General features: G+C 29.3%; 11 protein-coding genes. 5 read left to right on the top strand and 6 right to left on the bottom strand.

Going from position 1 to position 12,970, the window contains the following annotated elements:
• Positions 1 to 6 precede the first annotated feature (6 nt).
• From DIS07_RS04740 to DIS07_RS04730, 3 genes are all read right to left on the bottom strand, one after another.
• Positions 7 to 945, bottom strand: coding sequence for a carbohydrate kinase family protein (locus tag DIS07_RS04740; RefSeq protein WP_109404090.1), 939 nt, complete (start codon positions 943 to 945; stop codon positions 7 to 9).
• Positions 946 to 1,010: 65 nt separating this feature from the next.
• On the bottom strand, positions 1,011 to 2,306 hold the full coding sequence (locus tag DIS07_RS04735) for an MFS transporter (RefSeq protein ID WP_394340963.1): 1,296 nt from the start codon (positions 2,304 to 2,306) through the stop codon (positions 1,011 to 1,013).
• A 151-nt stretch (positions 2,307 to 2,457) separates the two neighbouring features.
• Complete coding sequence (locus tag DIS07_RS04730; protein WP_109404088.1) at positions 2,458 to 5,091, bottom strand: TonB-dependent receptor; 2,634 nt, start codon at positions 5,089 to 5,091, stop codon at positions 2,458 to 2,460.
• A gap of 181 nt (positions 5,092 to 5,272) precedes the next feature.
• On the opposite strand from DIS07_RS04730, the gene DIS07_RS04725 reads away from it, so the two are divergent.
• From DIS07_RS04725 to moaD, 3 genes are all read left to right on the top strand, one after another.
• The gene (locus tag DIS07_RS04725) at positions 5,273 to 6,292 is read left to right on the top strand and encodes a LacI family DNA-binding transcriptional regulator (RefSeq protein WP_109404087.1); all 1,020 of its coding nucleotides are present in this window, start codon (positions 5,273 to 5,275) and stop codon (positions 6,290 to 6,292) included.
• Positions 6,293 to 6,439: 147 nt separating this feature from the next.
• Entirely contained in the window at positions 6,440 to 8,905 is a 2,466-nt protein-coding gene (locus tag DIS07_RS04720) for a DUF5686 and carboxypeptidase regulatory-like domain-containing protein (protein WP_109404086.1), read from the top strand.
• 16 nt (positions 8,906 to 8,921) lie between these two features.
• Positions 8,922 to 9,164, top strand: coding sequence for a molybdopterin converting factor subunit 1 (gene moaD / locus DIS07_RS04715; RefSeq protein WP_109404085.1), 243 nt, complete (start codon positions 8,922 to 8,924; stop codon positions 9,162 to 9,164).
• A 3-nt stretch (positions 9,165 to 9,167) separates the two neighbouring features.
• Here the strand turns inward: moaD and DIS07_RS04710 are convergent, their stop codons facing one another.
• Positions 9,168 to 9,440: a DUF3817 domain-containing protein gene (locus DIS07_RS04710; RefSeq protein ID WP_109404084.1), complete on the bottom strand. Its 273-nt coding sequence runs from the start codon at positions 9,438 to 9,440 to the stop codon at positions 9,168 to 9,170.
• A 63-nt stretch (positions 9,441 to 9,503) separates the two neighbouring features.
• Here DIS07_RS04710 and DIS07_RS04705 point away from each other — a divergent pair, with 63 nt between their 5' ends.
• The gene (locus DIS07_RS04705) at positions 9,504 to 9,926 is read left to right on the top strand and encodes a molybdenum cofactor biosynthesis protein MoaE (protein WP_109404083.1); all 423 of its coding nucleotides are present in this window, start codon (positions 9,504 to 9,506) and stop codon (positions 9,924 to 9,926) included.
• Between the two features lie 59 nt (positions 9,927 to 9,985).
• Here DIS07_RS04705 and DIS07_RS04700 read toward each other — a convergent pair whose 3' ends face one another.
• Together DIS07_RS04700 and DIS07_RS04695 are read right to left on the bottom strand one after the other, a co-directional pair.
• Positions 9,986 to 11,005 carry a COX15/CtaA family protein gene (locus DIS07_RS04700; protein ID WP_109404082.1) on the bottom strand — a complete coding sequence of 340 codons (1,020 nt, stop codon included), beginning with the start codon at positions 11,003 to 11,005 and terminating at the stop codon, positions 9,986 to 9,988.
• A gap of 98 nt (positions 11,006 to 11,103) precedes the next feature.
• Positions 11,104 to 11,295, bottom strand: coding sequence for a cold-shock protein (locus tag DIS07_RS04695; protein WP_109404081.1), 192 nt, complete (start codon positions 11,293 to 11,295; stop codon positions 11,104 to 11,106).
• 399 nt (positions 11,296 to 11,694) lie between these two features.
• Here DIS07_RS04695 and DIS07_RS04690 point away from each other — a divergent pair, with 399 nt between their 5' ends.
• Positions 11,695 to 12,969, top strand: a complete 1,275-nt coding sequence (locus tag DIS07_RS04690; protein ID WP_109404080.1) for a ribonucleotide-diphosphate reductase subunit beta — start codon at positions 11,695 to 11,697, stop codon at positions 12,967 to 12,969.
• The last annotated feature ends 1 nt before the right edge of the window (position 12,970 follow it).

Raw genomic sequence — 12,970 nt, 5'->3', positions numbered from 1 at the left:
TTAATACTATAAAAGTTTAGATAAAATATTTATATTATTAGGTAATCTACCTACATTTTGAAGTTTTAAAGCCGCTAATTGTAATGCTACTAGTAGGCAATCTTCTATTGGTTTTTCTTTTATATAAGCAAATAAAAACCCTGACCAAAATGCGTCTCCAGCACCAGTAGTGTCTAATACTTTTTCTACTTTTATTGCAGGTAATTCTATAGTGTTTTGCCCTTTTTGAGACAATTTAACACCTTTACTTCCTAAAGTTAAACAGATAGTTTCTACGCCCAAATTGTGAAAAAAGTCGAAAATTTCTTGATGTGGTAATGTTGTTTCAAAAAGACGTAACATATCATCTTCACTAATTTTTATTAATGGATTAAATTTGCAAAAGGTTTTAATAACATTTATAGCTTCTTCTTTAGAATTCCATAATTTTTTAGAATAGTTTAAATCTATACTTAATTTGCAGCCTAAATTGTAAGCTTCTTCTGCCTTTTTTAAAATTGTAGTTTGCGCAGGATCTTTGCTTAAAGCAAAACAAGTTGTATGAAATATATTAGTTTGCTTAAGTGTTTCTGTAGTTATTTGATCTTCTGTAATGTAATAATCAGCTGCACGAAAAGGAATAAAATCTGGCGTTCCGTCTGATTTTGAAACAAAGATTACACTTGTAGGTTTGTTTTCTATTTTTTTTATACTATTTGCATCTACGTCTACTTCTGCTAACCTTTTAAAAATGTATTCGCCAAATCCATCGTTACCAACAGCGGAAATCATTACTGGTTTTAAGCCTAATCTTGCAGAGTTCATTGCAACGTTAGTAGGCGACCCCCCTAAATATCTGTGATAATCTCTTGTATTATTTATAAGTACATCAGATTGATGTCCAATGAAATCGATTAGAATTTCACCAACACAAAGGATGTCAATTTTTTTATTTTTTTTATTCAATGTCAATTTTTCTAAAATTATCTATTTAATTAAGTTTAGAAAGTAATATTAACTAGTATTCAATACTATATTTTGCTACTTAAAACTTCATTTTTATTAACCTCTTTTGGTTCTTTTAATCTAAATGCTAAAAAACCAGCGATAACAAATAATGCACCTCCTAATAAAATGGCATTAATAGCACTATTGTTTAATAGGTTTTTAACAATAGGACCAAATGTTACGGTTTGAATTCCCATTGGAATTACAATCATCATATTTAAAATTCCCATATAAACACCTCTTCTTTCTTGAGGCACAATTTTAGAAACCATAGAATATGGTATTCCCATCATTGCAGCCCAACCAATTCCAAATAAAATCATTGGTAAAATAACATACATAGGATCTTGGATATGAGGAATACTTAGCATTGCAATTCCGGTTAAAAATAAACTTAATACATATACTTTTTTTCCTCCCCACTTTAACGCTAATGGAACTAATGCTAAAGCAAAAACTATTGTAGAAATATTATATGTTGTGTTCATTTTTGCAGCCTGACTTAAAGCCTGAGATTTATCAAAACCCATACTTTCTTCAAACATTGGAGAAATAAATTGCCAATAAATAAATAAAGCATACCACTGAAATAAGTAAACAGCTGATAATTTCCACATAAATTTAGGCATGTCTTTTATTGCCTGAACAATTTCTGAAAAAGGATTTTTTATTCTCTGTATAAAAGGTAATGCATTATGTTTTTTAATTTCTTCTAATTCTTTATCAGAAGGAGGTATTTCTGGTGTTTTTATAACAGACCAAAGTATGGTTGAAACAGATAGGATTGCGCCTATGAAAAAAGAATAATATAACCATTTAGGAATAACAGTAGCATTTTCCGTTATTGTTTCTGCACCACCAAACCAATCTTGAAAAAGAAATATAGAGGCGTTTGCTAACACAATACCTGCACCAACAAATAGACTTTGCATTTGATAGCCAAAACTTAGTTGTTTGTTTGGTAACTTATCTCCAACAAATGCTCTATATGGTTCCATTGCCATGTTGTTACCAACATCAAGAATCCAAAGCAAACCAACTGCAAACCATAATGATGGACTATAAGGAAAAGCAAATAAACACAAACTACCAATTAAAGCGCCAATTAAAAAAAAAGGTTTTCTTCTTCCCCAACGCGGAGACCATGTTTTGTCTGAAATTGCTCCAATTATAGGTTGAATAATTAACCCAGTAACTGGACCAGCCAAATTTAACAAAGGTAAATCTTCATGACTTGCACCCAAAAAAGAAAATATTGGATTAACAGCTGTTTGTTGCAAACCAAAACTGAATTGAATTCCTAAGAATCCTACATTCATATTAAAGATTTGCCAGAAACTTAAATTGGGCTTTTTTAACATAATCGTTTTTTAATGATGAAACCAAATTGGTAGAAGAAAGAGTCAATAGAAAATATTATTGACTCTTTTTTCATAATTCAAACTTACATTCAATAATAATCACTCAAATTTAAAAACTGTATTTTAATGATAAAGATGTAGAACGACCAGTAATAGATCTTGCTCTTACATAACGATCAGTACCATTTATAGCAACACCATCTTGCCCTTCAACTTCAGTAATACCTACTGTATCGAAAAGGTTATTTACGTTTAATGCTAGGGATAATCCTTTTGTTAAACCTACTTTTCCTAAAAAGTTAATATAAGCATAACCAGGTTGTATTAAATCATTCGCATCAGTTGCAAAAGATTTTGAAGTCCCTAATACAGTAATTCCAAGTATATTTTGTTTTTCTGTACCAAAAGTATAAGTTGGTGCTATACTGTAAAGAAAATCTGCTTGTCTTCTTGGTTTGTTACCGTCGTTAGCGCCGTTACCTCCTCTATCTTCTTTGATTTTAGCATTAGTATAAGTTGCAGAGCCATTAATAGAAAAATCTCCAAAATTAAAAGCACTTTCTACTTCTAAACCAGTAGCAGAATATTTACTACCAACTGTGTTTTGTAGTTCAAAACCTGCTGCTTCATCTGTTATTGAAGAGAAACCAGTTACATTTAATGTTCCGTTATCAAAACGTCTTTTATATCCAATTTCAAATTGAGATACTTGATCGTATTGCACATCAGCAGTACCATCTGCTTTATAAGAATTTCTATCTGAAGCTCTACCAGAAGCACCTAAACTATATCTACCAAAAACAGCTGCATCATCATTCATTTTATAATTTAAACCCGCAGAGTAAGAAGTAAAACTATATTCGTCTGAAACAATTTGATTTTGATTTGGTTGTACAATAGGAACCATTTTTTCTATTGGTTCTATTATGTTGTTTCTATTTACATCAAATTCTCCAACTTGGTTTCCAGAGGCAATTGTTCCATCTACTCTTACATTTTCGAAACGAACACTTCCACTAAAATTTAATTTTTCATTTAAATCTGCATCTACAGCTACATAAGGAGAGTTTACTGTGTGTTGTGTATTGTATTTACGTTGACAACAATTGCCCCAAACTGGAGTTCCGTATGCATACTGACCACCTCTTGATAAGCCATCTACATTTACCAATCTAGCATCTCCGCCCCCTCTTACTTCTTGTAAGAAAGAATTCCATTGCCAAGAAATTTTTGTATTTTGAGTAGCGGTAAAGTAACCAGCTGTTACAGCTACATTGTCAGTAATTTTTTTACTTACTTTTAAATCGTTCATCACGTTGCTTAAATCATCAATAGTAGTATCGAAAACGTGTATGTTTTGAATTAATCCATTTGAAGGATTATAAGCAGTTCCATTGTCAGCATAACTTAATGTAGCTGGTTGAGGTATTGGTAAACCTGCTACAAAAGCATTCGTTTCTCCAAAACCAGCTGAAAAAGGAGCAATAAAAGCACCGTTATTAATAGATACCCTACCATTATTTCTAACTTTCCATCCATCACCTAGATTAAAAGAAAATTCTACACCTACAGATTTAGAAATAACGTTATTACCATCTCTAACATCTCTAGAACTTCTATTTCTATCACTACTTGTTGGACCAGAACTTTCTTGTAAATATTTTGACTGTAATCCATCTGTAGTTATGTCAAAACCAGGTAGGTTTGCATAAGTAGGATTTGCGTCTGTACCTTTTAATAACATTGGCATTGGCATATACATTGCAGTTCTGTCATTTAAAAATTTTAAATAAGTACGTATGTATCCAGATTTAAACTTTTTTGTAATGTTAGCTTTAATTTGTCCACCCTTATTGGCATTAAAACCCGTCGTTCTTGGGCCTTCCCCAGTTCTCATAAATCCTCCAATATGGAAAGATAAACCGTTTTCTAAAGGCGCTCCATACTCGAAATCTACTCTATTTGTATTGTAGTCTAAACCAACAGTTGTAGCTACAGAACCACCTTCTGTACTTCCTGTTTTACTAATTAAGTTAATAATTCCTGCAGGACCATTTGAGGTTTGTGTAGATGCAGATCCACCTCTAATAGCTTCTACTCTTGCAACATTAGCATCTGCTCTTAACCAGTTGTCAGAATTACCAAACGAAGTGTCACCAAATAGATTTAAGGGTAAACCATCTTCTTGTAATTGTAAATATCTAGAACCACCAGACGAAACAGGTACACCACGAACATTAAAGTTAGAATTACCTTCTCCAGCAGAAGATTCTGCACGTATACCAGGTATGTTTCTAAAGATTTCACCAGTTGTTCTGGGTGAAGATTGCTCTATTTGTTTTATACCAATTGTAGAAATAGAAACACTAGATTCTATTTTAGATTTTGGGTTTACAACACCCGTAACAATAATTTCATCTAAAGATTGTGCATTCTCTTTAATAACAATATTTAAAGTTACTTTGGTAGAGTTAATGATAACTTCTTTTGTAAAATTATCAAAACCAATGTAAGAAGCAATTAATGTGTAGGTTCCGTTTTCAACATTTTTAATTTCATAATTTCCATCAAAATCTGTAGTAGCTCCCTTGGTTGTCCCTTTAAGTATAATATTAACTCCAGGAATTAACTCTCCGTTTTGGTCTGTAACAGTTCCAGAAATGGTAGATTGTGCTATTAAAGTTGAAGATGTAAGTATCAACAACATTAAAAAAGCTTTTTTAAAGTGTATTAATTTTTTCATTTTAATTGTGAATTTAATAAAAAGTTAATTATTTCATTAACAAATGTATTTTTATAACAAGTATTTTTGTTAAATAAATAAATCGAAAACGTTTTCGATTTACCGAAAACGTTTTCGACCGAGATAATTTTGTACATTTAGAGGGTAATATTATACCTCTAAGAACTATTTAATACTTTTTATTTTGGTTACATTAAAACAAATTGCGGAAGAGTTAGGAATTTCTATAACTACTGTTTCTAAAGCACTAAAAGAATATCCAGATGTTAGTAAAAAAACAAGAAAGTTAGTAAGAGAAACTGCTTCTATGTTAAATTATAAACCGAATTCTTTTGCTGTAAACTTAAGAACCAAAGAATCTAAAACTATTGGTTTAATAATTCCTGAAATTGTACATCACTTTTTTTCTAGTGTAATTAAAGGAATAATTTCTCAAGCAGAAAAAAAAGGATATTTAGTAATTACATTACAATCAAATGAATCTTATGAATTAGAAAAAAAACAAATAGATTTATTGCTAAGTAAAAGAGTAGATGGAATTTTAATTTCTTTAGCAAACGGTACTGGAGATTTTAAGCACATAACAGAAGTAATCGAACAAGAAACTCCTATCGTTATGTTTGATAAAATAGCAAAAACGGTAAAATGTTCTAAAGTTATAATAGATGATAGAAAAGCGGCCTATAAAGCTACCCAACATTTAATAAATATTGGTTGTAAAAGAATTGCTCATTTTAGAGGTCCTTTATTGCCACAAAATTCTATAGATCGTTTTTTGGGCTATAAACAGGCATTAATAGATAATAATTTATCTTATGATGCTTCTCTTGTTTATTTATTAAATGATATGAGTTTTGAAGAAGGAAAATTTTATGCCAACCAACTTTTAAAAGACCATAAAGATGTAGATGGTATTTTTATTAATACAGATTTGGTTGCTATTGGTGCTATCTCAGAATTTAATAAGAAAGGTATAAAAGTGCCAGAACAAATAAATGTAATTGGTTTTAGTAATTGGTTTATGGCTTCAGTAATATCACCTTCTTTAACAACTGTTAATCAGCCTGGTTTTCAAATGGGAAAAAAAGCTTTTAAAATTTTATATAAAGAAATAAAAGACAGAAAGAAAAGAAAAAATATAAGTTATAATGAAGTAATTTTAGAAACAGATTTAATATTTAGAGATTCTACAAATAATTAATTGTTTTTTTTTTGGTTTAATCAAACAAACAACTTTTGGTGTTATTATTGCTTCAATATTAAGAAACTATTATAGCTTGTTTAACAAAATTTAAAGATATGGTTGTAACATATAAACTATGTTTGCGTCTATCAACTAAAACCAATCATGAAATACCCTTTTTTTCTATTCTTATTTTTAATTTCTATTCCATTATTTTCTCAAATACAAGGAAAAATTACAGACAAAAAAGGAGAACCTTTATCTTTTGTAAGCATTTATTTAGATAAAACTATTACAGGAACGACTTCTAATGATAATGGAGATTATGTTTTAAACATTAAAAGAAAAGGGAAGCAAATAATTGTTTTCCAAATTTTAGGGTACAAGACTATAAAAAAAGTAGTAAATATTACTTCTTTTCCTTTTAGATTAGATATAATATTAGAAGAAGAAAGTGTTCGTTTAAGTGAAATTTCTATTTCTACAAAAGACAATCCTGCTAATCGAATTATTAGAAATGTTATTGCAAATAAAGACAAAAACACAGATAAGTTTGCAAAATATACTGCAAAATTTTACTCAAGAGGATTGTATAAAATTAAAGATGCACCGGAGAAATTTTTAGGAAGAAATATGGGCGATTTTGGTGGTGGTTTAGATTCTACCAGAAGTGGAATTATCTATTTATCAGAAACAGTTTCTGAAATAAAGTACCAAAAGAAACCAAAAAAATTCAAAGAAAAAATTATCGCTTCTAAAGTTAGTGGTAGAGATAATGGCATTAGTTTTAATAGAGCAGAAGATGCTAATATTAATTTTTATCAAAATAGTGTAGAGTTTGGTAATGATCTAGTCTCGCCAATTTCCAACAATGCATTTAGTTATTACAAATTTAAATTAGTAGGAACTTTTTATGATAAGAACGGAAAACTCATCAACAAAATAAATTTGATTCCAAAACGAAAAAATGACCGTGTTTTTAATGGTGCTATATATATAGTAGAAGATGATTGGGCTTTGTATGGGGCAGATGTTTCTGTTACTGGAGCGCAAGTAAATATTCCTGTTGTAGATGTTTTACATTTAAAACAAGATTATAATTATTCAGAACAAAACGATGCTTGGGTTTTAATCAGTCAAAGTATAGATTTTAAAGTAAATGTATTCGGGTTTAAGTTTGATGGACGATTTTCATCAGCTTATTCCAAATACAATTTTACACCAAATTATAAAGAAAATACTTTCACAAACGAGGTTTTAACCTTCGAGAATGAGGCAACCCAAAAAGATACTGTGTATTGGAATAAACTAAGACCAGTTCCGTTAACAAAAGAAGAGGTTAAAGATTACAAAATAAAAGATAGTATTAAAGTTGTTAGAAAGTCTAAAAAATATTTAGATTCTGTAAATAAAAAACAAAATAAGTTTAATGTATTGTCTCCAATAACAGGTTATACATACAGAAATTCTTTCGAAAAATGGTCTTTATCTTTTAATGGTTTAATAGATGAACTTAGTTTTAATACAATTCAAGGGTTTAATGCATCCTTAGGTTTAAGTTATTTTAAAAGACAAAATGAAAAAGGAAAATGGTGGAGAGCAGGCGTAAAGGCAAACTATGGTTTTTCTGATGAACAAGTAAGACCAACATTTTACTTTAGTAAAAAATGGAATAATATCTCGCGCCCAAGAATGTCTATTTCTGGTGGAATTACAACTGCTCAATTTAATGGAAGAGAGCCGATTTCTAAATTCGATAATATGCTTCGTTCTTTGTTAAAAAGAAGAAATTATATGAAAATTTACGAGAAATCATTTGCTAGAATTGCATATTCAGAAGAAATAAAAAATGGTGTTTATTTTTCATCAACTTTAGAGTATGCAAATAGAAAACCGTTATTTAATAGTACAAATTATTCTTTTGGAAGACAAAGTAAAAATGCACCTTATACCTCTAACAACCCACTAAATTTAGCAGATTATACAAACGCTGCGTTTGCAGAACATAAAATAACAACTTTAAATGTTGGTGCAACATTTGTTTTTAATCAAAAATACTTGTCTTATCCAGATAGAAAATTTAATGTTGGCAATTCTAAATACCCTACTTTAAGTGTTAATTATAGAAAAACATTTGGAGCATCAAATTCTGATTTGAATTCAGATTTATTTACAGCAAATTTACGTCAGAATATAAATGCTGGAAACTATGGAAATTTTAGATACAATATAAGAGGAGGTTTGTTCTTAAAGCAAAAAAATATTGCTTTTATGGATTACTTGCAAGTTAACGGAAATGAATTGCTTTTCGTATCAGACAACTCTTTAAATAGTTTTGGGTTGTTAGATTATTATCAATTATTTACCAATGATAAATATGCAGAAGCGCATATAGAACATAATTTTAAAGGGGCTGTTTTAGGCAAAATTCCATTAATTAATAAATTAAACTTGCATTTAGTTGGTGGCACTAAAACATTATTTATGGCTGATAAGAATGCGTATACAGAATATTCTGTAGGACTTGGAAATATTGGTTTTGGAAAATGGCGTTTTTTAAGAATAGATTATGTGCAATCTAATTATGCAGGCATAAAAAATGATGGTTTTTTATTTAGGTTGAGTTTTTAGACTATTTTTGTTCTAAATGAAAATAATTACTCTTTTTTTCGGAATAACAACAGATTTAGTGGGTGCTACTCAACTAGAAATTAAAGTTGATGAAAACACTTCTGTACAACATTTTAAAAGTTTGATAAAAGAAAAATACCCAACTTTAGAAAACATAAATTCGTATGCGATTGCGGTAAACGAAAGTTACGCGACAGAGGCACTAATTTTAAAAGAGGGTGATACTGTAGCTATAATTCCGCCAGTTAGTGGAGGATAGAATTTATCGTAAATATTTTTTATCAATATAAAAAGTACCAAAAGGTAAAATAGAAGCTAATAAAACAATACCTAACGTTTTATTATCCCAATTCATTTCTTTTTTGATAACAATTGCAAGAACTATATAAAGCATAAAAAGGATTCCGTGTGGCATTCCTAAAAGTTTTACATAAGATTCTTCACCTTGAAAATACTTGATAGGTACTGCTACAAAAAGCAATAATAAGTAAGAAACCCCTTCTAAAAAACTAACAATTCTAAAGATACTTTTCATTTTTATGAAGTATTGATAATTAGATTGCAAAGATACATTTTGAATCACTATTTTTGTTGATGAATGGAAAGAACTTCAATAAAAATTAAATCTGAAAAACTGAATTTACAAGAATGCTATGATTTTGTAGAAGACGATTCTTGTGGCGGAATAGCTGCTTTTATCGGTACGGTTAGAAATGATACACAAGGAAAAGAAGTTATTCAGCTCGATTTTTCTACCTACAAACCTATGGCGATTAAAGAAATGCAAAAAATTGCAGATGTAGCTTTAGAAAAGTTTGATATCAAAAAAATTGCCATTCATCATGCAGAAGGAATGTTACAAATTAGAGACATTCCAGTAATTATTACTGCATCAGCAAAACATAGAAAAGCAGCTTTTGAAGCCTGTGAATTTGCAATTGATACTTTAAAAGAAACTGTTCCTATCTGGAAAAAAGAACATTTTTCTGATGGAGAGGTTTGGGTAAACGCACATCCATGATTTATGTGCAGTATCCAGTTCTCAGCAACTGAGTACTACCTACTGAGTACCACCCGATACTAACTACTAACTGTCTTTCGACTTTGCAACCATAAATAAAATTGTAATCCAAATAAAATAGCACCAGACAATAAATGTATAGCCTGTGTTCCTAAAGGAAATTCTGCATAATACATTAAAATTCCTGTAATGGTTTCTAGAAAAATTAAGAAGACAATCCAATTTACTAACTTATAACCTAAACCTTTAGCTTGATTTAAATAAAACATACCTAGGTTTACTAAAACAATAGCAATGGTAAACGATCTATGAAAGTAAAATTTAAAACTAGGATTCATTAAACTATAATTTTTATTTTCAAAACCTAGCAGTTTTACTTGTTCATCAATAAATTGTCTTACTTGTGTACCCATTGCAATTTGTATCAAAGAAAAAATTACAGAAGCAATTAATAGTTTATTAAAAAGGGGATGATATTGATATGTTTTTCTATCAGAAACAATAAATTTTAACCATAATAAAAGTGCTATAATAATCAAACCAACTACCATATGAATGGTAATTATGGTTGGCGTTAAGTTAGAATCTACAACAGTTTTGCCTAACCAAGCTTCAAAAAGCATTAAAAAGAAAGCGCCAAAAGCTAAATATGGAATCCGTTTGTCAGATTTCCAAAATTTAGAAGCCCTATAAATCAAAAATAGAAAAACAAAACCAGCTAAAACAGAAACTAACCTATTAATATATTCTGTCCAAGTATGGTATTTATTAAATTTATTATAGTTGTGTTTAGTATATTTAGACCAATTTTCAGTATTAAATTCTGCAGCGGTTTTAATGTCTTTTTCTGCAACAAATAAAATTTCATCTTTAATGATGATAAAACCTTTTTTAAATTCTGTATTGGCTTTCCAAGTAATTTGTTCTTCGGATGTTGGCGGAATGTAATATCCAAAACATTTTGGCCAATCCGGACATCCCATTCCAGAACCTGTCATTCTAACCACTGCACCAGCTAAGAATATTAAATAGACAGAAATTATAGCTAGTTGAACAATTTTTGGAAATCTACTTTTCATCGAACGAAATATGTTTTTACAAAAATACGTCAAAAAAAAAATCGCTTAAAATAAATTAAGCGATTTGTTACTATGTAAAAAAATTCTAAATAATATTATTAGATAACTCTAACGTCTACTGCGTTTAAACCTTTTCTACCTTCTTTAAGATCAAATTCTACTGCATCACCTTCTCTAATTTCGTCTACTAATCCTGAAACGTGCACAAAGTGCTCTGTTTTTGAACCATCTTCAATAATAAATCCAAATCCTTTTGATTCATTAAAGAATTTTACTGTTCCGTTTTTCACTGTATAAATAATAAATGTTAATAATAATGCAAAGGTAATATTATATATGATTGTTTTTACAAAACTTCTTTTTTTAACAGTTTTGACAAATCATTTTTTTAAAAACTATTAAAAAATGTATTCTTACTAGTTTAAAACTATAGTTTAAAATTTTTTAAAAAAGATATTTTAAGAATGTCAATAAAAATAAAGGTTTCAGCGATTTTGTATTTGTAAATTATTGATATACAATTTGTTAAAAATCTAATTTTTGAATAGTAAAATTACTAAAATCACAATTTTGTTAAAAACTTCAAGGGTTTTGTGAATAAGTATGACTTTCATTTTGGAACAAAAATAACAATCTTTGTAAGGGTCAATATCCGGCTAAAATTAACACTAACTTAATATTCGTATCTCGTGGAAATTACACATATCATTAAAAGAGACTATCAAACAACTCCTTTTGAGTTGGATAAAATTACAAGAGCCATAGAAAAAGCTATGGATAATGTAAATAACGGAACAAGAAGCGATGCTATTGCTATCTCTAACATTGTAAACGGAGCTCTTTTAGAAAGAAAGTTAAATGAGCCACATTATACACCAACTGTAGAACAGGTTCAAGATTTGGTTGAAATAAAGTTAATGGATAGTCCTTTTAGAGATGTAGCCAAAGCATACATATTATATAGAGATGAACAAGCAAGGAGTAGGCAGAAAAATATTTTTGAAAAAAGATTAAACCTTAAGCCATACGAATACCCTAATCTATACGAGTATGTAGATGCGATAAGACACTCTTATTGGATACACACAGAATTTAATTTTACAAGCGATATACAAGACTTTAAAACACATCTTTCTGAAGTAGAAAGAAGTTCTATAAAAAATACAATGTTGGCCATTTCTCAAATAGAAGTAGCTGTAAAGTCTTTTTGGGGAGACATTTATAAAAGAATGCCAAAGCCAGAAATTGGTTCTGTTGGAGCTACTTTTGCAGAAAGTGAGGTACGACACCATGATGCATATTCTCATCTATTAGAAATTTTGGGTTTAAATAACGAGTTCGAATCGTTAAAAAAGAATCCTGTAATGATGCGTCGTGTAAACTATTTAGAAACTGCTTTAAAGAGTGCAAATAGCGAAGATGATAAAGAATATTCGGAGTCTATTTTATTGTTTTCACTATTTATTGAACACGTTTCTTTATTCTCTCAGTTCTTAATAATTATGGCATTTAATAAGTTTAAAAATGCTTTAAAAGGGATTTCTAATGTTGTAGAAGCAACCTCTAAAGAAGAACAAATTCACGGAGATTTTGGAATTGACATTATTAAAATTATTAAAAGTGAAAACCCTGAATGGTTTAATGAAGAACATTCTTTAATGGTGCAAGAAATGTGTAGAGAAGCATTTTATGCAGAAAGTAAAATTGTAGATTGGATTTTTGAAAAAGGAGAATTAGACTTTTTACCTAAGAAAGTTATCAATGAATTTATTAAAAACAGATTTAACAAATCTTTAGAAAGTATAGATGTACCTCAAGTATTCGATATTGATGAAGATTTACTTTCTCAAACAGAATGGTTTGATGATGAAATTATAGGAACCAAACACGGAGATTTCTTTGTAAAAAGATCTATTAACTACAGTAAAAGAACAAAAAGTATAACTAGCGACGATTTATTTTAAA

The organism is Polaribacter aquimarinus, assembly GCF_003129485.1.
Lineage (GTDB): Bacteria > Bacteroidota > Bacteroidia > Flavobacteriales > Flavobacteriaceae > Polaribacter > Polaribacter aquimarinus.
This window is presented reverse-complemented; position numbering and strand designations above follow the sequence as displayed.